We start from the raw sequence: 24,633 nt of genomic DNA, 5'->3' as shown, positions 1-24,633 counted from the left end.
ATAGACCGATCGCACAAAACTGCAAAGCGAAAAAAGACGGAAAAAGACGGGCATTTCTAAAATTGCGATGCAAGGCGGATCAAGGCGGATAAAGACGGATAAAGTCGGGTATACTAACGATAGTTCTCCGACCCCCCTACTGATGGACACTGCCGATATCTTGCAATTTGTAGATAAAGTGCTCAGCGCTAATACAGGCAAACATCTCAATGACTTGCAGCGTAAAATTATCGAGGGAATACTGAAGCGACAAAAGTATTCTGATATTGCAGATACTTATGGTTGTACGGCGGGTCATGCTAAGGATGTAGGTTACGAGCTTTTGCAAATGTTATCTGATGCTTTTGATGAACCAGTTGATAAAGGGAATCTGGAATCTGTTCTAGAACGGCAATTAAATCTGAATATAAATTTTGGCGATCGCAATAATAATACTCATTTTGGTCATAGCAACACAATTAACTATATCAATGCTTGCTCAGAACTATCCACTCCTACCCCAAATAAAAGTCAGCCTCCGACTCCCGACTACCAGGATGGCACGAATCAAGTTAAAATTGAAATGGTTGGTAAATTACGACAGTTGGGATTAAAGGATGAGCAAATTGCAGAGGTGTTAGGGTTAGCCTGGGAGGTAGTGAAGCAGATAGATTGAAAAGAATGAGTTTATTAGTAGTGTCAAAGGTATTGTAAGCCAGCCAGATAATTTAGAGGTGCATTCGCACGACGTGTTTTAAATTTTCCATAAACTAACTAAATTAGGCTACTTACGGAAACAAACCTAAACGAATCCATAATTGTCGCGCTATTAACTGTGCTTGAGAGTTCATTGCCAAACCCGCAACTGTTACTCTACCTGTTGGTGTCATTCCTGCGATCGCACCAGACTCGATTTGCACTTGAAAATGCTCATCCCACCTATCTTGTCTTGGGTGAAAGAGAGAAACTTCTGTGTTAGACGTAGAATCAATTCCGCTTGTATTAGTCCCTTTCCGAAGATTGCAAGAGCGACAAGCTAATGCTAGGTTTGACATTTCATCATTACCACCTCGATAAAGTGGAACAATATGTTCAACCTCAAAAGGGAAGTTGAATACGATTTCAGGCGCGCGGCAATATTCGCAGCGATGAGCAGCGCGATCGGCTACTAAAGTGTAGTAAGGATTCATCAGTTCAATCGTTGTACGAGAACTCCTGTCCGAACTGTAGCAGCTTGAAGTTCTATCTCGACAAGACTTTCTAATTCCGCTTGTTGTTTGGGAGAAAGGCTTTGTCCTCGATCGCGTGCTGTACGCCACAAATTCATTAATTCTGATAATCGTTTTTGTTGTTGGACAGTAAAGAATTCGTCAGGGTTAAAGCTTTGAATGACTATTAAGGCGCTGAAGTCTGTTTCACCTAACAAAGCAGTCAAAGCATCTAAAGCTTGACCGGCAGTTTTGCCAACAGACTGCCGATCGCCCGCAATAGCACGATAAGATTTCTCACCGTTGGTATTAAGTACAGGCAGGATAGCTACTGTAGTCATATCTGGTTCAAATTTTGGGTAATGGGCATTGCCTAAATTATAGCTAAGTTTACCTATTATAGCCCGATCGCCTGATCTGAAACAGTGACGACTCTGGTGAAAAACACATATAATTAGTCAGGAGGTATAAGCTTTATGTTCGCAGTCGTCACCCCAGAAAAGATTCACTTACCACCAGGAACACTGATAAAATTCCCCGGTACTTGGCAGGATTACCAAGCACTTGTAGAACAATTGGGCGATCGTCAGATTCCGCGCATCAAATATCGACCAGGAGAGATTTTGTTAATGTCCCCTTTACCAGTACACGGAAAACAAGCAAATATCATTGCTGATGTCGTCAAAGTTCTGCTAGATTACTTGGGGCGAGATTATGAAGCGTTTACACCAATTACCATGGATTTGCCGGAAGAAAGAGGAATTGAACCAGATTATTGTTTTTATATCGATAATTGTGGGGCAATTATTGGTAAAGATCGGATTGCTTGGGGTGTTGAACCGCCACCAGATATAGTAATTGAAATAGACGTAACTAGCTACACCGATGTAGATGATTATTTCCCTTATCAAGTGCCGGAAGTGTGGCTGTTTAAGAAAAATAAGCTCAAAATTTACGACTTGCAAAACGATCGATATGTCGAAGGTTCAGTTAGCCGTTATTTTCCCAATTTTAATGTATCAGAAATTGTGGAGGAATGCTGGCAACTGTCGCGCGATCGCCATACAAGTGCAATAATTCGAGAGTTGCGACGGAAAATTGCAAGGGAGAACGGTTGAATCATATCGTGTCCGGTGAATCGATCGTACTTCCTGTAGGGGCAGCTTCACCACCAACAATAATTGCCTACAACCAACAATTCTCATAAACCTGCCCCCGCCCAAGGATTACAAACAATTTTGATTGTGGTTAATCAAACAAACATGGTGTTCTGCCAAATCTTAATACTTTTGTCACTGCTGCCGCTAGCAAAAAACTCTCCTTCCGGGCTAAAATTAACAGAATAAACCGAGTTAGTATGACCTGCAATATTACAAATTTCTTGACCGTCTTTCACTCGCCAAATCTTGATTGTTTGATTGCTGCTGCTAGCCAGAATCTCGCCATCGGGACTAAAAGCAATAGAATCAACATACCAAGAATGTCCTGTGATCGTTAAAACTTCTTGCCAATCTTTGACCCACCAAATTTTAATAGTATTGTCATGGCTGCCGCTAGCCAAAAACTCTCCATTTGGACTGAAAGCTATGCAGCGAACGGAGTCTGTATGACCTGTAAGTGTGCGAATTAGCTTCCCATCTGTGACGCGCCAAATCTTGATTGTTCTGTCCCAACTGCAACTAGCAAGAGTTTCGCCATCCGGGCTAAAAGCAACAAAATAAACTAAATTGATGTGACCCGCAAGCGTGCGAATTTCTTGCCCGTCTTTGACTCCCCAAATCTTGATTGTTTTGTCCCAACTGCTGCTAGCAATAATTTCGCCATCGGGACTGAAAGCTGCGCCGTAAACTGAGTTACTGTGACCGATCAGGGTGCGGATTTCTTGTCCATCTTTCATCCGCCAAAGTTTTACTGTTTTGTCGTGGCTGCTGCTGGCTAGCATCTGTCCGTCCGGGCTGAAAGCTACTGTATAAACCGAGTTAGCGTGTCCTGTGAGGGTGACAATTTCTTGCCCGTCTTCAACTCCCCACAGCTTGATTGTTTTGTCATCGCTGCCGCTGGCTACAACTTCTCCGTTGGGGCTGAAAGCAACAGAGTAAATTAAGTTTTTGTGACCTGTGAGGGTGTGAAAACATTGCCAGTTATAGGTTTGCTGTTGGGGCTGGGCGGGAGTTTTTCCTGGTTTAACTAACTTGGAATTTGTTTGAGGAATTGCTAGATCGATCGCAACTTGGGGATTAATTTCTTTTAATACTTCAACAGCCGTTTGATAGCGGCGGTTGGTAGCATTTTCAATCATTTTGTCTAAAATTTTACCCAGTTGTTCACTCACCGGGTTGTTAGCCAAATACTGGCGCCATATCCAGGCATCTTCACCAGGATCGAAGAGGTCAAAAGGGGAAACTTGAGTTAGCAAATACAAACAAGTTACGCCTAAACTGTACAAATCGCTGGTAAAAAATGCTTTACCTCTAGCTTGTTCGGGGGCGATGTATTCGGGGCTGCCGATGCTGGTTCCTGTTTTGAGTAAGGCAGTACCTGTGGCAATTTTTGCGGCGCCAAAGTCTACTAAAACTAATTGTTTGTCGGCGCGGCGGATGATGTTCCCGGGTTTGATGTCTCGGTGAATAACGTTGTGGGAATGGATGAAGTGTAGGACGGGTAATAAGCTATTGAGTAAGTCTTGAATTTGATTTTCTGTAAATGTGCCTTCTGTTTCTACAATTTGTGCTAAATTTTGCCCGTCGATAAATTCTTGGACTACATATTGTCTGCTGTCTTGGATGGAATAGGCTAAGAGTTCGGGAATTTGAGGGTGTTTGCCCAATTCGTCTAATCGCATTGCTTCTTGTTCAAAAAGTTCGGCTGCTTTTTTGCTGTTGCGATTGCTTGCTGATGGGATGAGTTGGATTTCTGGGGGTAAAAATTGTTTGATGACGCAGCGAGGTTTGGAGGGTTTGTCTTCGTCAACGGCGAGGAATGTTCTACCAAAACCGCCTTGTCCGATCGCCTTTATAGCCCGGTAGCGATCGCGCAGCAGCAGTTTTGAACGGCAATTCCTGCAAATTTTGGCTGCGGGAGGGTTTTGTGGCTTGGAACAGTTGGGGTTTAGGCAGTAACTCATTCGATTTTAGATTTTAGATTTTAGATTTGGGATTTGGGATTACGGATTTTAGATTTGGGATTTGGGATTACGGATTTTAGATTTTATGTTTTTGAATATTTGCACTAGGCAATAAATATTATACCTCTTTAGATTTTAGATTTGGGATTACGGATTACGGATTTTAGCTTTTATGTTTTTGAATATTTGCCCTAGGCAGTAAATATTATACCTCTTGCGCGACTCTATAAAATTTATAGGACTTATTCTCATAGGGGTTTTAGGCGCTACTTATAGGGGTAAGGTGCGCGCCAATAGCGCACCCTACATATAGAGGTTTTGCTAGTCCTGAATTAACCCTTTTAAAAATTCCACATAACGGGGTTATCGTCTAAATGATCGGTGACGGTGCGCCCGATCGCGTCAATCTCTTTTAATTCCTCTTCACTCAATTTTACCTCAGCAGCTTTAGCATTTTCGGCTGCTTGTTCTCCGTTGCGCGCGCCGACAATTGCATTTGTTTGTGGCTGGGAAATCAACCAAGCTAAAGCTAAGTTGCCCAAGCTTGTCTGGTGGCGATCGGCAATTGGTCTGAGTTGATTTAATGCTGTTTGCACTCTGTCGTAATTTTCTTTGATGAATAGCTTATTTTTGGGGCGGTGGTCGCCTTCTTCAAACTTGTGTTCTGGCCCGAATTTACCTGTCAATATTCCTTGAGCTAGAGATGAATAGGCAATGATTGAGATATGATTGTCCACACAATAGGACATAGCATCTTTTTCTACCCAGCGCCAAAACAGAGAATAGGGCGGTTGCAGGCTGTCGATGCGTCCGTATTGGGCCGCCTCTTCTATTTGGGCGCGGGAGAAGTTGGAAACGCCGATCGCCCGAATTTTTCCCTGTTCTTTTAACTTGTTCAGGGCGTCCATTGTTTCTGGAATTGGCACTAACTCGGAATTCCAAGTGCCAGCGGGCCAGTGGATTTGGTAAAGGTCGATATAATCGGTGTTGAGGTTTTTTAGCGATCGATCGCAGGCTTCGATTAACAAGTCTGGTTTCAGGTGGCTGGCGCCAACTTTGCTAGCATAAACTACTTGCGATCGCACATCTGAAAGTGCTTGACCGATAATTTGTTCCGAATGCCCTTCTCCGTAGCCCTCAGCCGTATCAAAGGTGGTAATACCTGCCTCAAAAGCGGCGCGCATTGCTTTGACAGTTTCAGCATCCTCAATTCCCACCCACATCCGCTTCCCAGCTTGCCAAGTCCCCATAATTATCGGGGTAATCTGAATTTGTGATATCCCCAATTGTCGCTTTTCCATACCCTAAGTCCTCATTGAGATTTTTAGTATTCACCCTCAAGCTATCTAATTTTAACAGAAAAAAGTTGCTGTACTTGCTTGAGGCTAGCGATTTTGTTACTATTGTTAAAACAAGACTAAATTATTATGAAATCAACTACTCGCGCACTGAAAGAATGGAATGTAGCAGTTAATGCTTTGGAAAAATGCCAAACGATTGTGCTATTGCGGAAGGGAGGAATTCGCGAGCAAGCAGGACAGTTCAATGTCAATGACAAACAAGTTTTGCTGTATCCCACTTTTGAACACCAACAGCCTGATTTATTAAAACCGGATTTTGCGAGTCAGGTAAAAACTGTAGAATCTGGTTGGCATCCGGAAATTATTAGAATTGGCAGTTGGGCTGAGATTACCGATGTTTTTTTGGTAGCTTGGGAACCGGCAATTACCGCGCTGTTTCCTTACCATATTTGGAATGAAAAATTTGTCAGCGATCGCCTGAAATGGAAACAAAATCAGCCCATTTGTATTTTATTGCTGCGGACTTATCGCCTTGCAGAAACCAGAGAAATTCCCTACATTCCTGAATACGGCGGTTGCCGTTCTTGGATCGATTTGGCAGATCCTATTTCGCTGGAGGGAAGCGAAGCTGTTTTGAGCGATGGAGAGTACATTGCACGATCAAATGAAATCCGCAATCTGATCGCGAATCCTCCGAATGCTTCTGGTTTGGAGAAAATCACAACGCTGAGGGGTTGAATTTTCCGCGCATCTAATATCAATTCCGGTTGCACCGGAATTATAGTTGACTGTTGACTGTTGACTGTTGAAGGAGGGGTCGAAAAACTGAATGATAGTTGAGTATTGACTGTTGATTCGATTTTACGCCCGACGATGTTAGCGGAGTTGATATAACTTGTTGAAAGTAGATAGAATGTATCAACACTTCGGACAGTTTCAGGGCTTACGCATGGGCGCTTCCAGTTTTTACCAAAATTTGCGACGAGGAACGATAAATATAGGAAGAAACCGGGTTTCATCAGTCAGCGGGCGTAAGTCACCTAAACTGAAGCATCCAGACGCTACAGAATGGCTACTGTGAAATCGCGATCGATCTTCAGAAGAAGGTTTGCTATCAGTCAGATTAAAATTTTATCCGCCAATTGTGTAGTGAGGAATTTAGTCATCATTAATAGTTTTTAATGTACTTTTCGAGAGGCGCGCTTCTACCAAACCCAGCCCAAAATCCGCAGCTAATGCCATCAAAGCTGCCGGAATTGCCCCAGCTAAAAGTAACTGATTGTTGACTGTAGCAACGCCCCGAAAAATAAATACCCCCAAGCCGCCGGCACCAATTGCAGCCGCAATGGTTGCCAGTCCGATCGCAATTACTGTGGCCACTCGCACGCCCGCCAGAATCACGCCCAGGGCCAGGGGAATTTCCACTTGCCATAACAGTTGCATATCCGTCATCCCCATGCCTATTCCGGCTTGCGTAATCGCCGGATCGACGCCGACAATACCAGTATAAGTATTGCGGATAATAGGCAGTAAAGAATACAGAGTGAGGGCGATAATTGCCGTGCTATCGCCTATTCCACCCACTACCGGCACCGGGATTAGCAAGCCAAACAAAGCTAAACTGGGAATTGTTTGCATAATATTAGCAAATCCCAAAATCGGCTTTTTCAATTTTGGTTTTCTCGTGACTAAAATCCCGAGGGGAATCCCCACACTAATAGCGATAAAAATTGCCACAGTTACTAAATACAAGTGCTCGGTGGCGCGCTGAATTATTTCAGCGCCATAGCGGTTGATAAAAATTATCATCGGGTAATTGGTTATTACTAATTGCTGTCAATCTTATAAATCATTTTCCATTTCAGGACTTGGTTCGCCAGGATAGAAGCGAGAGTCCAGAATTTCCTCTAAGCTGTAAAGGCAGTTTGGAGGAAATGTTTTAAGAGGTAAATCGGTTTCTCCTACTGCCAAATCTCTACCGTTTTGATAAGCTTCTGGGAAAGCTTCTTGCAAGTAAGGTTTCAGACTTGGGTTATCTTGTATAAGTCTCTGAGTGTCCCGCCACTGCACTCGAATTGTAGACAGCCTCCTCGGACTGCGCTGCTGGGGCTGATATTGCCACTTCAGCAAATGTCCCAGCAAAATGCTCAAACTATTTCTAAGTTCTTGTCCTGTTTGCCCAAAGATTCAATCTCCTCAGTTAAATTTGGCAAGTCAAGTTGACTCCACTGACACTTGCGAAGTAACTTGGCTTGTTCTTGCGTCCAAGCATAGAAGTCTGTCTGGTAAAGACTGTGCATCGTTTGATTATCAGCTTAGTTACTAAAACTATAGTATCAAACTTTTGCTAAAATCATTCAAATCTAGCTACTTGCAAACATTCAAGAAATGCGCGAGCTTCTGGATGCTGAGATTTTAGAAAATCATCGGGCGATCCCAATTCAACCAACCGTCCGTCTTGCATCAAACCAATTCTAGAAGCTAACAAAAAAGCTTCTTGAATGCCGTGAGTCACAAAAATCACTGTTTTGCCCAGTTGCTGCTGCAATTGACCGAATTCCCGCTGCAATTCCAGACGAGTAATGGGGTCTAAAGCACCAAACGGTTCGTCCATTAACAGCACCGGAGGGTCAGCCGCCAGTGCTCTAGCGACGCCTACCCGCTGCCGCTGTCCCCCGGATAACTGATGGGGATAGCGTTTAGCGAAGTGCTGGGGATCGAGGTTGACTAATTCTAACAGTTGGCGGACGCGAGATTGAATACGATCGCCCTCCCAACCTTCCAATTTCGGCACTAAACCGACGTTTTGCTCGACGGTAAAATGGGGAAATAAACCGATTTCTTGAATCACATAGCCAATTTTTCGGCGCAGTTGAATTGGGTTCCACTGAGTTGTGGGTTTTCCCATGACAAGAACTTCACCACTGCTTGGCGTTAGTAAATTGTTAATCAATTTCATGGTAGTAGTTTTGCCACTCCCACTTCGTCCCAGCAATACTAAAACTTCTCCTTGCAGCACTTTGAAATTGAGTTTGTCTACTAAATGCCTGCGGTTGATGCGATATGTAACCTCAAGGCATTCGACAGCAAATTCATTATTGAGAGGCATGATTAGTTTCGGTGATGTTGGTTTTCAATAATTTTAGGACTTACACACAAGGGGCTATCAACCCGGTTTTTTCCTAGATAATTTGCTGCCTAACCCAAGATTTGTCCTAGAAACCGGGTTGATGAGCGTAAGTCCTAAAATTCAAATCAGCGAGCATTGGGGGACAATTCCCCATCTAAAATCTAAAATCTAAAATCTAAAATCTAAAATCGACTTGATTGTGCCATTCTAGCAGTAAAGCTCGACATTGTAGGCAAGTTAATTTTTTGAGCAAGTCGCGAATTCCGTCTGGGGTGACAGAATATTCAGCACCGATAAGTTCGGGGTTTACTGTTGCTGTAGGGTGCAATTCTGCAACAAAACCGTAGAGTTTTTGATTGGAGAAGGAACTGTTTATTGCCCAGCCGATGGTGTTAATCGGTTGGATGCGGGCGATCGCACTTTCTGTCACGCCTAGTTCCCTCTTGATTATAGCTGGAACTGCCGCTGCTGGCGTGACTTGCGCTGGTACGCGACCGCCGGGAAAATCGAGGGTTGCGGATGCTACGCCGGGGCGATACATCGGTGTGGGAAACAGAAATTTTTCAGCTTGAATTGTCAAGATTACAACTGAATCTGCTCTTTCTACTCGCCAATATTCTACTATTTGCCCTTCGGTTGTTTCGAGATGTTCGGCGATTAGTTTTACCCAATGAGAGTTGATTTCTACAAACCGATCTAGAGTTTTCCACTGGGATTTTGCAGTTTGGTTCATGTGGGAGTTTTTGAAATATAGCCTTTCTGAGTAACATGAGGTGCTCTCGCGGCCTCCGTGGTCTCCGTGGCCTCCGTGGCCTCCGTGGGCATCAGTTGCGGGTGTGTAGCTCATTTTATTGAGAACCGCTATAAATCAGATGTTTTTTGCTATGGGAGGCGATCGTTGCCGAGCGCAACAATAGCCGATCGACCTTTTCAGCTTGGAATCCGTTTTTTCCTGTCGATTGTAAATTTTTGCTACAACCTTACACATTCGCCTGGGAAATTCGGTAGCATACACTACATAATCAAAGTTTATCTGCGCCATCGCCCTGCCTTATGACAGCGCCGCCCTGGTGCAGACTCTTAGCCCAAAAGGAGTTTTTATGAAACTGCAAACAGATATTCGTACTTGGCAATCCCAATCAATCCCCGGAAGCTTCGCCACTGTCCGTGACTGGGAAAACTTTGGCTGCGCCTATCCTGCACCCAAATTGGTTCCTTCTATTTGGGTTAAATTGTTCAATCCGCCAACCGCATTCAGCTTTGAGGAAGCGTGGCTGTTGTGTGAATGTTCGGATGATAAGTGGCTAGCTTGGATTCCTGATTATGGCGAAATTTTACTAAGTAAAGATGAATTTTGCGCTACTAAATCCTGAATTACGCAGACAAACTTTCATAAACCGGGTGTTAAAATCCATATCCCTCGGCTTCCACGGGATATTTTGGAAAAAAGCTGGTTTCTGCGTAATAATGTCGTTTGCAGTGAGGAATGCAAGTCCTCAAAGTTGGATAAGGACTTGCATTCCTCACTACAAACCTCTTATATGATGTCGTTCTAGCGGACATCATATAAGTTCTAATAGATATTAATTGAAATTTCGCTCACAACAAAAAGAGCAATAGGTTTTCTATTGCTCTTTTTGTTCAAAAACACTCTCTAGTTTTTTTATTCAGACAGCGGAAGTTATATCAAGTGGGGTCGATTGACCACAATATCGTCGCGGTGAGGGGTTTACTGTATCGATGCTTGCATTGGAGATATTGGTGAACCCGCCCTTACAGCAATTACAGTCAATTTAGCCACCGTGATATTGCGGGTTTATCTGCAAACTGCACGGTTATTTGCGTTTCTAACAATCGTGCCTACTGTACCATTAATCTGAATCGGGTTCTTGGTGCTGGCTCGAATCAAACGGGGCTGTTTTGCCAGACATTCTCTGATTGATGCTGCCCAGGCGGTGAGAGCTCCGGTGTATTCGGTACGACCCGGCGGCGCGCTAAACTGATCGGTAATTAGGAAATCCGAGGTGATGCTAGTGTCAGTAGCAACATTGGTAATAATTGGAAAATCAAAGGCTTTGGGCAAGGCTCTGTCCTGTATTCTGCCTGGTAGCATTTGGTATTTCATCGAGCCGCCTTTGTAGTCAACACCTGCTTGAGGGCTAGTTGGAGGGCTTGTTTGAGCGAAGGCGGGAATAGGCAAGCTTGCTACCAAAACGGTGCAGACACTCCAAAATAATTTCGATTTCATCCGATTTATCTCCTCAGCTTGATGACGATTAGCACTAATTTAGGTAGGATCAAAAGACACTAGCTTTTATTGAGAAAGCGCCTGATGATATTGAGCTTTTGAGTTTGAGTTCAACAAAGCTAATTTATTACCAAACATCTTCAAAAATGTTAAAAATGGTTTGCCTGACAAGCTGTAGAATAGTTTCAGTTGAGTGAGATATTTACACATCTGAAGTTGTTACAGCATTGGAGAGTCGGTTTTACCAGAATGATTCATTTTCGATCGATGTCATTGGAACTTTATCAAATTTTGTCTCAGATATCAAGTTTTGCCGATCGGGTATCACGTTTTAAGACTGGTTGGCGGCTCGATCGAGCTTTGAGTGTTGCGGGCTATAGCAGGGGGAGAAAGATGCTAGAGTGCATCGATGGCCGTTTGAGTATTTTCAGGCGACAATAGACAGAGAAGGGGCTTGAAAATAGGTGATTTTGGTGGAAGATAGTAAATTTATCGACGTATCGGATATTATGGGTGTTCCCGCAGCTCCGGCGGGTTACAAATCGGGCTTTGTGGGTATTGTCGGACGCCCGAATGTCGGAAAATCAACGCTGATGAATCAGTTGGTGGGGCAGAAAATTGCAATTACTTCGCCGGTGTCTCAGACGACGCGCAACAGGCTACGGGGCATCCTGACGACACCTGAAGCACAAATTATTTTTGTAGATACTCCCGGAATTCACAAGCCGCACCACGAATTGGGCAAGGTTTTAGTGCAGAATGCCCGCACCGCGATTAAGTCGGTGGATGTGGTGCTGTTTGTGGTGGATGGTTCGGTGGAATCGGGAGGGGGCGATCGATATATTGTCGAAATTCTCAGCAATATCGGCATTCCGGTGATTTTTGGGATGAATAAGTTGGACGAACAACCGTCGGATTGCGTGTTGATCGATCGAACTTACCAGCAAATTGTCAATCCAGAGTGGCCTGTAGTGAAATTTTCCGCTCTCACGGGCGAGGGTGTCGAGTCGCTGCAAAAATTGTTAATCGAACATTTAGAGGTTGGGCCTTATTATTATCCGCCAGATTTGGTGACTGACCAGCCGGAACGCTTTATTATGGGCGAATTGATTCGGGAACAGATTTTGCTGCTGACGCGGGAAGAAGTGCCGCATTCGGTAGCAATTGCGATCGACATAGTTCAAGAAGAAGCAAAAATTACGCGCATTCTGGCGACAATTCACGTCGAACGGGATTCCCAAAAAGGTATTTTAATCGGTAAAAGCGGCAGTATGCTCAAGTCGATCGGCAGTGCGGCCCGGGAACAGATTCAAAAGTTAATTGAAGGCAAAGTATATTTGGAGTTATTTGTCAAGGTGCAGCCGAAGTGGCGGCAGTCGCGCACTCGTTTGGCGGAATTGGGCTATCGGGTAGAAGAGTGAAACTTTGGCAGTTGGCAGTTGGGGTTCTTCCGTTCTATGAATCAAGAATCGAGCACGACTTTCGCTCATAGAGAGTTTCATCGGGTTCGGAGAGTCGGTACAAACCCCCGCTTAACAACTAGAACGCCATTCCAACAACACTACAGTAAACTGAGAGCAGCCCATTCGCCCCAGTTGACCTATGCCGCGTTGGTTCAATACCGCTGGCCCCTGCCGCGAGGATATCCACTACGTACTTCCTGCTACCCGTCGCATTCCTAGCCTGGAACGACTGATTGCTCAGCAGAACTATTTCGTCATCCACGCACCCCGGCAAGTGGGAAAAACCACCGCCATGCTGGCGTTAGCCAAACAACTCACCGAAAGCGGACAATACACCGCCGTGATGCTGTCAGTTGAAGTGGGCGCACCCTTCAGTCAAGACATCGCGGGTGCAGAGGATGCCATTCTCGGTGCTTGGCGACGGGCGATTTCGATTCGACTTTCCCCAGAATTGCAGCCGCCTGCTTGGCCCTCGTCGGAACCGGGACAGCAAATCGGCCATGTACTCAGCCTGTGGACACAATCTTCTCCTCGTCCTTTGGTGATTTTTATCGATGAAATTGACGCACTACAAGACCAAGCTTTGATTTCTATTCTGCGCCAATTACGCGATGGTTATCCCAATCGCCCGAAAGCGTTTCCGCAATCGGTGGGCTTAATTGGTTTGCGGGATGTTCGCGATTACAAAGTGGCTGCGGGGGGAAGCGATCGACTCAATACATCCAGTCCGTTTAATATTAAAGTGCGATCGATTACTCTCAGAGATTTTAATGCCTCTGAAGTCGCGGAACTCTACGCGCAACATACCCAAGATACCGGACAAGTTTTTACACCTGAAGCCGTAGCCTTAGCTTTTGAACTGACTCAGGGACAACCTTGGTTAGTGAATGCTTTGGCTAAGGAAATTGTAGAAGAATTAGTAACAGATGAATCTATAGAAATTACACCACAACATATTTTATCAGCTAAAGAAATTTTAATACAACGGCAAGATACGCATTTGGATAGTTTGGCAGAACGACTCAGAGAAAACCGAGTCAAAGCCATTATCGAGCCGATGTTGGCGGGTTTGGAACTGGGCAATATCCCCAATGATGATATTCAGTTTTTAATCGATTTGGGTTTGTGTAAGATGGATGTTCAGGGTGGATTGACGATCGCCAACCCAATTTATCGCGAAGTTTTGCCCCGCGTACTCACCGTAACGCCAATGGCTTCTCTGCCGCAAATTGCACCGAGTTGGTTGACTCATGAAGGCAAATTAGACACGCAAGCGTTACTCAAAACTTTTCTGGAATTTTGGCTACAGCATGGCGAACCGTTACTCAAAAGTGCATCTTATCCCGAAATTGCCCCGCATTTAGTGTTGATGGCATTTCTGCATCGGGTGATTAATGGTGGGGGAACGTTGGAGAGGGAATATGCGATCGGACGCGACAGAATGGATTTATGTTTGCGTTATGGTGAGGTAACATTGGGAATTGAATTGAAGGTTTGGCGGACTAGAAAAATCGACCCCTTGAGTAAAGGGTTGGAACAGTTGGATGGGTATTTGGCACGATTGGGACAAGATTCCGGTTGGTTGGTGATATTCGATCGGCGCGAGAATGCGCTCGAATTAGAAGAACGACTGAATACTGAAATTCATCTGACACCAATGGGGCGAACCGTTACAGTTATTCGTGCGTGAAGAAGTTCTGATGAATGTCTGTATTTTTCCGATCGCCGAAAGTGTGCGATCGACTCTAATCTAAAATATAATTAAGAAGCGGTTGACACACACGATCTAGCTGCGGTATTACTCGATTATATCCAGTATTGTACCGTAACTGCAATACAATTATTCGATCGCGCACCCATGCAACAAGCTAGTATATCCAATCTTTTCGCCAAACATCAAACGAGGAGATTCTCAAAAATTCCAACTATGAACTACCGAAACCACATCACGATCGAAGCAAATAAACGCGGTGGTAAGCCTTGTGTACGCGGCTTGCGAATTACGGTTTATGAAGTGCTTGAGTACCTGGCTTCCGAGATGACCGAAGCAGAAATTCTCGACGATTTTCCAGATTTGACGCGAGAAGATTTAAAAGCCTGCATTGCTTATGCTGCTGACCGCGAGCGTAGGTTTATGACCGCCACCTTATCGGCATGAAATTACTTTTTGATGAAAACTTGTCGCCCAAGTTGCCGAATCGTTTGAGCGATATTTTCCCAAATTCGCTTCACGTTCGAGATGTGGGAATGAAAGCAACGATCGACCCAATAGTTTGGGATTATGCATTCATACAATAATTTGATGATTGTCTCGAAAGACGCGGATATGCACGACCTGAGCTTAGTATTTGGGAATCCACCGAAAGTTATTTGGCTTCGCCTGGGAAACTGTTCGACATTGCAAATTGAAAATTTGCTGCGTCGGAATTTTAACGCGATCGAATTATTTTATGAAGATGAGAGTTTATCGCTGCTTGCTTTATCATAATTGTACCGATCGCCGAGGGTGTGCGATCGACTCTAAATGCTCTCTCATCTAAAATCTAATAAAGATAGCTTTTTTCAGTGCGGCGGCTTAAGTGATTGAGTCGAATCGTGCTGCGAACTCGATCGAGGAAAGGAGATTCTGATGGGGAGTAAGAACGGGTTGACCTACATCCTAGATCTGCGGTATTATTAGGCTATATAGAGAATTAGCTTTATGACAATAGACTTCGGCAGTATCAAAAGCTACAATTGGAATCGTGATAGAGGATTTGGATTTGTCGGTCGTACTTTTTTTAATCCTGATGGAAAAGTTTTCTGCCATATTAAAAAAATCAGGAGAAAACATCCTGAATTAGCTCAAAAACTGGACAGTGGCGAAGCTTTTGAAACAGTCAATTTCTGGTATGAAATTGAAACCACCGAAAAAGGCGAACAAGTTAGTAAGCTTTGGCTAAACGCAAACCATATCCCTCAAAGTTACACAAAGGAATTAGGTGGTTTGATCCAAAAAGTAGAGAGTATCTGGAAAAATATAGGCTCTCGAAAACCTAGTTGGCTTGACCTTGTAACGATAGAGTTGGTTGGAGTTGATGGCAGACATGAACTAAGTGTTGAGCGAGATAACTTAGAGAGTCAGCTTAGAGCGGCAGAGGAGGAGCGACGCAGGGAAGCAGAAGCTTTACTCCAAAATGAAATTGTAAGAATAGCTAAGAAGTATGACTTAGATACAGCGGAGGCTTATGAAATTGTAAGAATAGCTAAGAAGTATGACTTAGATACAGCGGAGGCTTATGAAATTGTAGGAATAGCTAAGAAGTATGACTTAGATACAGCGGAGGCTTATGAAATTGTAGGAATAGCTAAGGAGTATGACTTAGATACAGCGGAGGCTTATGAAATTGCAAGCATAGTTAAAATAGCTAAGAAGTATGGCTTAGATACAGCGGAGGCTTGTGAAATTCTAAGAATAGCTGAGACGTATGGCTTAGATACAGCGGAGGTTGATGAAATTGTAAGAATAGCTAAGAAGTATGGCTTAGATATAACGAAGGTTTATGAAATTCTAAGCATAGCTAAGAAGTATGACTTAGATGCAGCGGAGGTTGATGAAATTCTAAAAATAGCTAGGAGGTATCGCCGCTTAGATACAGCGGAGGCTTATGAGTTATATCGACTACTAAAGGATCTGCGTCCTTTAGGTTTTACACATAGTAGGGAACTCTCGAGACATATTATAAGAAATGAGCTTGGTTATAGGTATCCCAATATCTCAGGTATTGTGACAATGGAAGATGGAGGTACAAGATGGCTGTTTCCTGGGGGATTTCCTCCAGCAATTTATACAATTATTTGTCAGGAACTCCGTTTGGCAAACCAGGGGACGAGTGCTATAGCAATAGATTTTGAATCATTTCAAGATATCTATTCAAAAAATCAAAAATAATGGAAAACTCAATCAACAGTAAATAGGATTAGATAGAAATGAGTAAACCCTTTTACAAAATTAAAGGTACAAACGATTATGGTGTTCTTGAAGGGCCGGTATGGTCAAATCCGTCTTTCTATCGTCAACTTAGGCTTGTAAACGCTGTTGGCGGAATGATTGAGTTGAGTCACCAGTACAAACCTGTCACGACTGAAAATCTAGTTCAAGTCTCACCGGAGGAAGTTCAAAAGGCTCTATTGGGTTTTTAGTTAAGTTGTTGAAGCCCGCCTAACACTGCGTTGGTGCGGACAGAACAGAGGTTATCGGTGGGTGCTCTAACCTGTCTGCCGCCGCTGAACACGGTCGTTATATGGTAAACGCTGCCTGACTTTGGAGATGATTCGGAAGCTCGATCGAGAGCTTGACCTACAGAAAATTGGTAGCATAAATAGATACGCTGCGATCGCGCACCCATGCAACAAGCTAGTAGATCCAAAAAAAAGATGTTTGTGTAAATCGTTAAAATAGTACCAAAAATAACCAAGGAGAAACCCATGTTAACCCTAGAAATGGCAATCCAAAAAATCCAACATTTTTCCCCCGAACAACGCAATAAAGTTATTGAATTTATCGAGTTTCTAGAATTTCAAGCCAGCCAAACTAAAACGATAGAACCAAAAAAAGATGACTCCAATCAAGAACAATCCTTTTTTGAGCTAGCCGGAATCTGGGAAGGAAAAAATATCACCCTAGACGATATTCGCAAAGACGCATGGTGTAAAGAAAACCAATGATTTTGTGTGACACCAATATTCTCATCGAATTCTATAAAAACAATACCGCCATCATTCAAGAATTACGGCAAATCGGCAGCCAGAACTTAACCATTAGCATTATCACCAGAGCAGAACTGTACTATGGCGCACTCAACAAAAACGAACTAAACCGCATTCAAAAACACCTCGACTTACTTCAAAATATTCCCATCGATCGACCCATCTCAGAGCAATTCATCCTACTCATGGCGCAATATTCCCTAAGCCATAAACTCACAATTCCCGATGCCATGATTGCCGCCACCGCCCTAACCCATAACATTAGCCTTTATACCCTAAACCTCAAAGATTTTCGCTTTATCCAAGGCTTAAAAATATATCAATATGACATTGGGAATTGAACTGACATAGGCTAAGATTTTGCAAAGATCGAGAACACAATGAAGATAATCCCAACATTGTTAGATCGACTCTAAATGTTCTCTAATCTAAAATCTAATAAAGATAGCTTTTTTTGGTACGACGGCTTAAGTGTTTGAGCCGAATCGTGCAGCGAACTTGATCTAGGAAAGGAGATTATGATGGGAGTAAGAAGGGGTTGACATACATCCTTGAGCTGCGGTATAATTCGACTATATCCAGTATTGTACCGCAACTGCGATACAATTATAAGTTAGATAGAAAACATAGGTTTGGCTGTTAGAGTTTTTATGAGTAACATGGTATGGAAAGCGCAAGAAATTCCTCAGCTATGTCCTACAGGCATTGCAAGTGAAGCAGAGGTGTACGTAAAAGCAGTCAAGAATAAAATTGACCGTATTATGTTTCTTGTTCAGCGTCTAAGTGCATCGGATGAATCAATACCAACGAATTTTGAGTCTACAGCTCTACGCTCCTCTCAGCTTGAAGTTGAGATATATACTGAGTCAATTTCGACAAATCTACATTCACTAGCTGATATTCTCGCACATGTTATCAATGTCATAGTTCTAAAGCCTTTACAGGCTGAATCAGAGTATTTAGTTAGCAGACAAATATCTATCCATAATATCAAAAATAAACTGACTGCCCTTAGCTCTCTCGATGTAGTTAGAAGTCAATCTATAGCTGAAATAATCAAAGGAGCTGATAATCTTATTGCTTCGGCTGAGTTTAAATACATTGCTGCATTCGTAAATACAATTAAACATCGTAGTCTTTTAGATACCGAGTTTTATTTTCATCTTAAAAGTGGTATTTTAATGGATCTAGGCTACAGACTCGATCCCTTCATTTATGAGGGTTGTGATTTTCCTCAGACTCCATGTAAGGTTGTCGTAATGGATTATAGAGAAAAAGTAATTGACCTAGTTTTTGATATAGGTAATAGCATTAATAATTATTGTCGTGTAGTGCGTGACCTTGGAGATGATTCGGAAGCTCGATCGAGAGCTTGACCTACAGAAACTTGGTAGAATAAATAGACACGCTTCGATCGCGCACCATGCAACAAGCTAGTAGATCCAATCTTTTCACCAAACCTCAAACGAGGAGATTCTCAAATGCTATTAGCTGAACTAATGTCACAGATCCAGGAACTTTCAAAAATTGACAAGCTTCGGCTGATGCAGTTTCTGGCAACAGAACTGGTCAAAGAAGAAAATGCTACAAACTTTTTTGTTGCCGATCGAGAGTATCCGGTCTGGTCGCCTTACAATTGCTCTGAGGCTGCCAATGTTTTAATGAATCTTCTGACGACAAAACAACAAGAACAGAATGATTGACGCTCAGAGATTTCCCTACAAAATCATTGACACCAGTCTTGGCATGGTCGATCGAATGCCGTATCTGCCATTGACACTCAGCCTGAACGGTCAATCTTTGAACGCTGAGGGCTTATTAGATACAGGCGCAAGCGTTAATGTTTTGCCATAGGAGTTAGGGCTACAACTGGGCTTAGTCTGGGAAAATGAGACACTCTCAATCGTATTGGCTGGGAATTTGGCTCGATTTGAAGCCCGCGCAGTCGTTGTTAATGCTCGAGTTAGTTCATTCCCAACGCTTAACCTGGCATTTGCCTGGACACAAGCAACCAATGTACCTTTGATTTTGGGGCAAGCTAATTTCTTCTTCGAGTTTGATGTCTGTTTCTTCCGGACACGTTCAGAATTTGAAATCCGTCCTAAGCAGAGTGAATAGAAATGAAGACACTCCAACTATACCGTTATCTGGCAAACGCAGCCTGAGCTTGGAGATGATTCGGAAGCTCGATCGAGAATCAACGATTCCGGTGGATAAATGTCGCCCTACATTACCAACACTAATTGCTGCTTTATTCTAGGATTTATCAACAGATAAAGAAATCAAAATCCCTTCAATCGCTGAAAAACGGGAACGGGAATTGCGGTTTGGAGTGATTATGATTGCGAGCTCCCACAGTTAGGACTTGATATGATATCTACGAGCAAGCCAACTGGTTGAGCCAACAATCCCCGTACCTTTAGGCCGGGGAGTGTCAACAACAACTATCAAGGCAACTCAACGGAACTCGGTTTAGCAATGTGAGGCAAACCCCAGCCCAATTTTTCCCGCAAAATGTGGAAAAACTCAAAAGATTGCACCCGAATAAAGCGGGCTTGGTACGGAGATCGCTCGACTTGCACCCAATCCTCCGGCAAAACATAACATCCGCCGTTCCCGTCTACCACCATTACCAGGCGGTTCGGACTTGCCGGCAAAATCTTGATCGGCTCAGTGTTGGAAAACACCAAAGCCCGCGAAGCCATTGAATGCGGGCAAATAGGCAGCAACTGCAACACCGGCACTCCCGGAATGATGACAGGGCCACCGGCAGAAAGGGCGTAAGCTGTCGATCCTGTCGGAGTTGCGATGATGACTCCATCTGCGGCAATGTCCACAGATGCGTGCTGACCGATCGCCACTTCAAAATGACACATACAAGTCAGCGGTTCGCGGTGCAGCACCATTTCATTGAGACAAAGGGCTTCCCAGAGGCAGTCGTTGTCCCGAAACAGCCGCACCGCCAGCATCGATCTTTCTTCTATTTCGTATTCTCCGGCGATTACCTTTTCCAAAGCTTGCGGCAGCAAGTTCAGGTAAGTTTCTGTCAAAAAGCCCATGTGACCGGTATTGACAGTCAGCAGTGGCACTCCGATGGGAGCAACTTGGCGAAATGCCGACAGCACCGTACCGTCGCCGCCCAACACCACTGCAAACTCCATGTCGCTGTCAAAACCGGGGGGGACGAGTTGGTCGATCGGAGTGTGGCACATCGGGCGAGAAGGGCTAGAATAGCCCAGAATTCCTCCCGAACCAGAAACCGAGCAGACCTCCCAGCCGCGGGCAGTCAGCTTGTCTTGCAACTCTGCGGCGATGCGACAAGCCACAGGTTTAACGTCGTTGTATATAATCCCAGCTTTCGGCACTTTAAAATGTAAAGGGCATTTTTTGTTTACTCCGTTTTTTCGTCTTAAGCTGCTCGTACTCTATTTCCTTGAGCTTCTTCATAATCAGATTAAAGTATTCTTCGAGATAAGATTCCAAAGTAGTAGTTTCTTTGGGATCGATTCCGAAGACACTGTAAACCTCATCCATCGGAGCTTTCAAGGGTTTTCCGGCTGCCAAAACTTCTGAAAAAGCCAATCTGTCAGCTACGTTCCAACTCCACTGAAAGAGCGTAGCTAATTGACGAGTAGCCTGCAACAAGGCGTCTGGGGTGCGCGTAATTTTCGCTTCCTTCCCTGACAGCCGTTCGCACAACCGCACGATTTCGTCAGCATCCCAAGCGCGATTCCCCACCACCGGAAAGCTTTTTTTCTCGGTTTCGGGAACCAAAAGGGCCCGGATGGCAAATTTAGCAACATCCTGAGTGTTCATGTAGGCAAGGGCGGACGGCTTCTTGGGCAGCCAGACTGCCTGATTGTCCAAAATCGGCATTGCATACAGGCTCAGCAGTCCTTGCAAAAAGCCGCAAGGTCTCAATATTGTGTAGTCTAAACCGGATTCTGCTAAGAACAGCTCGGTACAGCGCTTAATTTCCAACAAAGGGACTTGGGGATATTTCTCGGCGTCGAGAAACGAAAAGAATATGTAACGCTTGATGCCTGCTGCTGCTGCTGCTTGGATCAGCGATACTTTTCCGTCCCAGTCTACTCTTTTGATGCTGACAGAATCGCTGGCACTGGCGGTTGCTGCATCGATGATAGCACTGACGCCTTCTAGCGCCGGAGGCAGACTGTCTGGTTGGCAAAGGTTCCCGGGTACGAGTTCGGCGCCCCATTCTTTCAAAAATGCAGCTTTTCTGTAACTTCTGACTAAACAGCGCACCTGGTAGCCCTCGTCTAGGGCGCGGCGGGCTATTTGGCGGCCGAGAGTGCCGGTGGCACCTACAATCAATAAAGTCATCTAGGGATTAATTTATGAATCTTAAACTTTCTATAAAATAGTATCAGGTCTTTCTCAGTTTTTTATAAAAACTTAACAAAAAAGTGAAATTTTCTCATCAATCAAACATCGGGGCGCTCCGAGGCGCAAGGGGGATGTGCCAAGGCGTCCCGCATCCGGGATGAGACAGGAGTCAGTCGATTTTAGATTTTAGATTTTAGATTTTAGACTTCGGGCCCAGACCTTCGGTTCGCGCGAGCGTCGAAGGATTTTAGATTTATTCCACAGATGAATCTGGGATATTGAACAAGAGTCGAAAATTTTGGGCGGATGGCGACTCCTGTCGTTCACAACTATCCGTTTTTGGGCGGAGTCAAGAAAACATCTGCGAGAGCGAAATGCCTGTTTATTTATTTATAGGCCGCTAAAAATTTTGCTTTGGGCCTTGATACTTATAGCGGTTCGATCGCGTGGTGAGGTATGCCCAATGCCCCATGCCCCATGCCCCATGCCCTATGCCAGATAGTACCTCATGTTACTGAGAAAGGCTATATGTCTTCGCCACGATGTGTTTAAATCACTCAGGAATCTGAGACTAAATTTGAATAAACCGGGTTTTTCTAATCTTGCCAAGGCGGTTGCATGATTTTTATGGTAGAAAAACCCGATTTCTGCGTCCGGTATGACTTACTCTCCGCCGCCTTGGAGTTTGAGGAGTAGGAAGCCTCCACCGATACCGACGAAAATTAAGGAAAAGGACAAAAAGGCTGCGTTGAAAATTTCAGGGTTCATTGATTTTAGAGTTCCTTGACGATCGCAAAATTAAACATAATTTGACACTCTCCGCTGTGTTAGAGACGGGGATTCTTAATTCAGCGACCTACCTGAAAATTAGCTATCTCTTGCGAGCAATTCCTGAACTATTTGACCGTACCAAAGTAACAACCAAACAGTCTAGTTTAGACAATCTGTGCGGACCGATCTGAATCAAGCTTACTAGGATACTGGCCTAGAGTTTGGGCGTGTCGCGCCCTACTTTTTTATCCAATTTTTATCAACTCTCTAGCTCATACCGGATGGCATGGGTCTAGACACTGTTTGTTAATATCCCAGACAAAAATGTACATTATTGTTGTCTGCTTTGTAAAACTTATCTAAACTTATCCAAAGTTTTCTTTAGATAATTAGTGTTTACTGACAACGCGGTTGGGTAGACGGCTAATCCCAAGATAAGTAGGCTATCTTCCGATCGCCAAAGCTTCTCAAGTAAAGATAACACTGCGTGCGATCGCTAGTCAACTTACCTCAAGTAAATAAGTATAGGCAAGTAAGGATAACTTTTTGCCACTTAAGTCTTACTCTTCCTTTCGCCGTGAAGTTGGCCTCGCCAAAGTTATCGCCGGCTTCTTCGGTCCCAAGCAGTGGTTTTTCCCAATAGCCTGTTTAACTTCAGACGACACAGCTTTAAACTGGCACTCATTTAAAGGTGTCTTGACCGGCATAACATAGATCCCGGAAAGCAGGAACTCAGGCCGGTCAACAAAGCTTATGGTTTCCCACAAGCCCACACTGTACCCTACGGGTTAGTGTGGGTAGTTGACTCGACATTACTACTTCTTTCTCGATCGTTCCACTTGCCGATCGTGGTTTAACCTATCAACGGTTTTACAGCCTGTGTGACGGTAGGTATTCTGTATCAACCGAATAATATAGCGGTTCTCAAAAAAGTGAGGTATGCCCTATGCCCTATGCCCTATGCCCTATGCCCTATGCCCTATGCCCTATGCCCGCGAGAGCACCTCATGTTACTGAGAAAGGCTATATCAACAATCAGCATCCAAGAACTTAACAGCGAGTGTGAAGCCGGCTGTTAAGTTCTTGGATGCCTTGTGTCGCAATCGCGAGGTTTTAAGGAGTTTTCGGCTGTTTTTGGCAAACTAGCTAGCTAAATGCTAAGATTTCAGTGCGGAAATTCCTGTATTTTGTTGGAGAGAACTGCCTTGAGTCTCGATCGGCAATCAAAACTAGCTGTAACTCTCGGAGATCCGGCGGGAATTGGCCCGGAAGTGATTCTCAAGGCATTGGCAGATCCCGCTGCTGCTTTGAAGGTGACGGTTCTAGGCTCTAGGATAGTGTTGCAGCAAACCTACGATAAGTTGCGATCGACCAATCCAGCAGCAAAAGCGGCAAATCCCCAAACATTAAACATTATTGATATCGAACCAGACAGCAAGTGGGGCGAAATTGTCCCCGGTGTCGGGAGTGCAGCTAGCGGGGCGGCTAGCTTTGCTTACCTCGAAAGCGCGATCGCCCGTACCATCGCCGGCGAATTCTCCGCGATCGTCACAGGCCCGATTTCCAAAACTTGCTGGCAGGCGGCAGGTTACAATTATCCCGGACAAACAGAACTCCTGGCAGAAAGGGCAAAATCGCAGCGGTTCGGAATGCTGTTTGCCGCCACATCTCCCCACAGTGGCTGGACGCTGGTAACTTTACTCGCTACCACACATATTTCCCTCCGTCAAGTCCCCGATGCTTTGAGTCCAGAATTGCTGAGCGAAAAACTAGAATTGCTGGTAGAGTGTTTGCGGGAAGATTTTGGGCTGGAAAGACCGAAAATTGCGATTTCTGGCTTAAATCCTCACAGCGGTGAAAATGGCAAACTGGGAAATGAAGAGCAAGACTGGATGATACCTTGGTTGGAAACGCAGCGCGATCGCTTTCCTCAAGTGCAGTTAGACGGGCCCGTACCCCCCGATACCCTGTGGGTAAAACCTGCTAAAGTTTGGTACGGTTTAGCCACAGAAGCTCACGACGGTTACTTGGCAATGTACCACGACCAAGGGTTGATTCCAGTAAAATTGATGGCTTTCGACAAAGCTGTCAACACTACAATTGGCTTGCCTTTTGTCCGCACATCTCCGGATCACGGCACAGCTTTTGATATTGTAGGTCAAGGGATTGCAGATGCCTCCAGCATGAAGGCAGCATTGCAGTTGGCGACCCAGTTGGCTAGTCGCAGAACAACACCTAAAATAGGGCGCTAGCTTTAGTAAGCCTGACGCTGGCTGCGAAAAATTGTGTCATTGCTATTGATGTTCGCTGGCG

General features: G+C 44.4%; 28 protein-coding genes and 1 pseudogene. 17 read left to right on the top strand and 12 right to left on the bottom strand.

Annotated features, from left to right (window positions below):
- Positions 1–142 precede the first annotated feature (142 nt).
- Positions 143–655 (top strand): hypothetical protein, encoded by a 513-nt coding sequence (locus ACUVJL_RS19005; protein WP_445247258.1) that lies wholly within the window; start codon positions 143–145, stop codon positions 653–655.
- Between the two features lie 112 nt (positions 656–767).
- On the opposite strand, the gene ACUVJL_RS19000 is transcribed toward ACUVJL_RS19005, so the two are convergent.
- Entirely contained in the window at positions 768–1,169 is a 402-nt protein-coding gene (locus ACUVJL_RS19000) for an HNH endonuclease (RefSeq protein WP_445247257.1), read from the bottom strand.
- Entirely contained in the window at positions 1,169–1,528 is a 360-nt protein-coding gene (locus ACUVJL_RS18995) for a hypothetical protein (RefSeq protein ID WP_445247256.1), read from the bottom strand. Before ACUVJL_RS18995 ends, ACUVJL_RS19000 begins: the two co-directional genes overlap by 1 nt.
- A gap of 135 nt (positions 1,529–1,663) precedes the next feature.
- Here ACUVJL_RS18995 and ACUVJL_RS18990 point away from each other — a divergent pair, with 135 nt between their 5' ends.
- Positions 1,664–2,305: a Uma2 family endonuclease gene (locus ACUVJL_RS18990; protein ID WP_445247255.1), complete on the top strand. Its 642-nt coding sequence runs from the start codon at positions 1,664–1,666 to the stop codon at positions 2,303–2,305.
- 134 nt (positions 2,306–2,439) lie between these two features.
- Here the strand turns inward: ACUVJL_RS18990 and ACUVJL_RS18985 are convergent, their stop codons facing one another.
- On the bottom strand, positions 2,440–4,311 hold the full coding sequence (locus ACUVJL_RS18985; RefSeq protein WP_445247254.1) for a protein kinase domain-containing protein: 1,872 nt from the start codon (positions 4,309–4,311) through the stop codon (positions 2,440–2,442).
- 341 nt (positions 4,312–4,652) lie between these two features.
- Positions 4,653–5,612, bottom strand: coding sequence for an aldo/keto reductase (locus ACUVJL_RS18980; protein ID WP_445247253.1), 960 nt, complete (start codon positions 5,610–5,612; stop codon positions 4,653–4,655).
- A gap of 126 nt (positions 5,613–5,738) precedes the next feature.
- Here ACUVJL_RS18980 and ACUVJL_RS18975 point away from each other — a divergent pair, with 126 nt between their 5' ends.
- The gene (locus ACUVJL_RS18975; protein ID WP_445247252.1) at positions 5,739–6,350 is read left to right on the top strand and encodes a DUF1802 family protein; all 612 of its coding nucleotides are present in this window, start codon (positions 5,739–5,741) and stop codon (positions 6,348–6,350) included.
- A 420-nt stretch (positions 6,351–6,770) separates the two neighbouring features.
- Here the strand turns inward: ACUVJL_RS18975 and ACUVJL_RS18970 are convergent, their stop codons facing one another.
- The 4 genes and pseudogenes from ACUVJL_RS18970 to ACUVJL_RS18955 all read right to left on the bottom strand — a co-directional run bounded on the left by ACUVJL_RS18970 (position 6,771) and on the right by ACUVJL_RS18955 (position 9,475).
- Positions 6,771–7,421: an ABC transporter permease gene (locus ACUVJL_RS18970; RefSeq protein ID WP_445247251.1), complete on the bottom strand. Its 651-nt coding sequence runs from the start codon at positions 7,419–7,421 to the stop codon at positions 6,771–6,773.
- 33 nt (positions 7,422–7,454) lie between these two features.
- Positions 7,455–7,912 (bottom strand): annotated as a pseudogene (locus ACUVJL_RS18965) (DUF29 domain-containing protein).
- Positions 7,913–7,965: 53 nt separating this feature from the next.
- Positions 7,966–8,721, bottom strand: coding sequence for an ATP-binding cassette domain-containing protein (locus ACUVJL_RS18960; RefSeq protein WP_445247250.1), 756 nt, complete (start codon positions 8,719–8,721; stop codon positions 7,966–7,968).
- A 196-nt stretch (positions 8,722–8,917) separates the two neighbouring features.
- Positions 8,918–9,475 carry an NUDIX hydrolase gene (locus ACUVJL_RS18955; RefSeq protein WP_445247249.1) on the bottom strand — a complete coding sequence of 186 codons (558 nt, stop codon included), beginning with the start codon at positions 9,473–9,475 and terminating at the stop codon, positions 8,918–8,920.
- Between the two features lie 367 nt (positions 9,476–9,842).
- Here ACUVJL_RS18955 and ACUVJL_RS18950 point away from each other — a divergent pair, with 367 nt between their 5' ends.
- Positions 9,843–10,115 (top strand): hypothetical protein, encoded by a 273-nt coding sequence (locus tag ACUVJL_RS18950; RefSeq protein WP_445247248.1) that lies wholly within the window; start codon positions 9,843–9,845, stop codon positions 10,113–10,115.
- A 443-nt stretch (positions 10,116–10,558) separates the two neighbouring features.
- On the opposite strand, the gene ACUVJL_RS18945 is transcribed toward ACUVJL_RS18950, so the two are convergent.
- Positions 10,559–10,990 (bottom strand): hypothetical protein, encoded by a 432-nt coding sequence (locus tag ACUVJL_RS18945; protein WP_445247247.1) that lies wholly within the window; start codon positions 10,988–10,990, stop codon positions 10,559–10,561.
- Between the two features lie 509 nt (positions 10,991–11,499).
- Between ACUVJL_RS18945 and era the strand changes: the two genes are divergently transcribed.
- From era to ACUVJL_RS18885, 12 genes are all read left to right on the top strand, one after another.
- Positions 11,500–12,411 (top strand): GTPase Era, encoded by a 912-nt coding sequence (era, locus tag ACUVJL_RS18940; protein ID WP_445247259.1) that lies wholly within the window; start codon positions 11,500–11,502, stop codon positions 12,409–12,411.
- Positions 12,412–12,592: 181 nt separating this feature from the next.
- On the top strand, positions 12,593–14,143 hold the full coding sequence (locus ACUVJL_RS18935; protein ID WP_445247246.1) for an ATP-binding protein: 1,551 nt from the start codon (positions 12,593–12,595) through the stop codon (positions 14,141–14,143).
- 237 nt (positions 14,144–14,380) lie between these two features.
- Positions 14,381–14,611: a DUF433 domain-containing protein gene (locus ACUVJL_RS18930; protein WP_006634608.1), complete on the top strand. Its 231-nt coding sequence runs from the start codon at positions 14,381–14,383 to the stop codon at positions 14,609–14,611.
- A complete protein-coding gene (locus ACUVJL_RS18925; protein ID WP_293186929.1) occupies positions 14,608–14,751 on the top strand; it encodes a DUF5615 family PIN-like protein in 144 nt (47 codons plus the stop codon). The genes ACUVJL_RS18930 and ACUVJL_RS18925 overlap by 4 nt, the downstream gene beginning before the upstream one ends.
- The gene (locus tag ACUVJL_RS18920) at positions 14,735–14,941 is read left to right on the top strand and encodes a DUF5615 family PIN-like protein (protein ID WP_445247245.1); all 207 of its coding nucleotides are present in this window, start codon (positions 14,735–14,737) and stop codon (positions 14,939–14,941) included. Before ACUVJL_RS18925 ends, ACUVJL_RS18920 begins: the two co-directional genes overlap by 17 nt.
- A 213-nt stretch (positions 14,942–15,154) precedes the next feature.
- Positions 15,155–16,384, top strand: coding sequence for a hypothetical protein (locus ACUVJL_RS18915; protein WP_445247244.1), 1,230 nt, complete (start codon positions 15,155–15,157; stop codon positions 16,382–16,384).
- Positions 16,385–16,920: 536 nt separating this feature from the next.
- The gene (locus tag ACUVJL_RS18910) at positions 16,921–17,160 is read left to right on the top strand and encodes a DUF2281 domain-containing protein (RefSeq protein ID WP_445247243.1); all 240 of its coding nucleotides are present in this window, start codon (positions 16,921–16,923) and stop codon (positions 17,158–17,160) included.
- The gene (locus ACUVJL_RS18905) at positions 17,157–17,543 is read left to right on the top strand and encodes a type II toxin-antitoxin system VapC family toxin (RefSeq protein WP_445247242.1); all 387 of its coding nucleotides are present in this window, start codon (positions 17,157–17,159) and stop codon (positions 17,541–17,543) included. The genes ACUVJL_RS18910 and ACUVJL_RS18905 overlap by 4 nt, the downstream gene beginning before the upstream one ends.
- A 291-nt stretch (positions 17,544–17,834) precedes the next feature.
- A complete protein-coding gene (locus ACUVJL_RS18900; protein ID WP_445247241.1) occupies positions 17,835–18,578 on the top strand; it encodes a hypothetical protein in 744 nt (247 codons plus the stop codon).
- 105 nt (positions 18,579–18,683) lie between these two features.
- A complete protein-coding gene (locus tag ACUVJL_RS18895) occupies positions 18,684–18,905 on the top strand; it encodes a hypothetical protein (RefSeq protein WP_445247240.1) in 222 nt (73 codons plus the stop codon).
- Positions 18,898–19,056 (top strand): hypothetical protein, encoded by a 159-nt coding sequence (locus ACUVJL_RS18890; RefSeq protein ID WP_445247239.1) that lies wholly within the window; start codon positions 18,898–18,900, stop codon positions 19,054–19,056. The genes ACUVJL_RS18895 and ACUVJL_RS18890 overlap by 8 nt, the downstream gene beginning before the upstream one ends.
- Before the next feature lie 205 nt (positions 19,057–19,261).
- A complete protein-coding gene (locus ACUVJL_RS18885) occupies positions 19,262–19,462 on the top strand; it encodes a hypothetical protein (RefSeq protein ID WP_445247238.1) in 201 nt (66 codons plus the stop codon).
- Between the two features lie 187 nt (positions 19,463–19,649).
- Here ACUVJL_RS18885 and ACUVJL_RS18880 read toward each other — a convergent pair whose 3' ends face one another.
- From ACUVJL_RS18880 to petM, 3 genes are all read right to left on the bottom strand, one after another.
- The gene (locus tag ACUVJL_RS18880; protein ID WP_445247237.1) at positions 19,650–20,567 is read right to left on the bottom strand and encodes an NAD(+) kinase; all 918 of its coding nucleotides are present in this window, start codon (positions 20,565–20,567) and stop codon (positions 19,650–19,652) included.
- 1 nt (position 20,568) lies between these two features.
- On the bottom strand, positions 20,569–21,546 hold the full coding sequence (locus tag ACUVJL_RS18875) for an SDR family oxidoreductase (protein WP_445247236.1): 978 nt from the start codon (positions 21,544–21,546) through the stop codon (positions 20,569–20,571).
- A gap of 666 nt (positions 21,547–22,212) precedes the next feature.
- Entirely contained in the window at positions 22,213–22,317 is a 105-nt protein-coding gene (petM, locus tag ACUVJL_RS18870; protein WP_190739656.1) for a cytochrome b6-f complex subunit PetM, read from the bottom strand.
- 1,157 nt (positions 22,318–23,474) lie between these two features.
- Here petM and pdxA point away from each other — a divergent pair.
- The gene (pdxA, locus tag ACUVJL_RS18865; protein ID WP_445247235.1) at positions 23,475–24,572 is read left to right on the top strand and encodes a 4-hydroxythreonine-4-phosphate dehydrogenase PdxA; all 1,098 of its coding nucleotides are present in this window, start codon (positions 23,475–23,477) and stop codon (positions 24,570–24,572) included.
- Positions 24,573–24,633 lie beyond the last annotated feature (61 nt).

The sequence above is a fragment of the Microcoleus sp. OTE_8_concoct_300 genome (assembly GCF_031383065.1).
Lineage (GTDB): Bacteria > Cyanobacteriota > Cyanobacteriia > Cyanobacteriales > Microcoleaceae > Microcoleus.
Note: the sequence above shows the minus strand (reverse complement) of the source record. Positions and strands in the feature narration are given on the sequence as shown.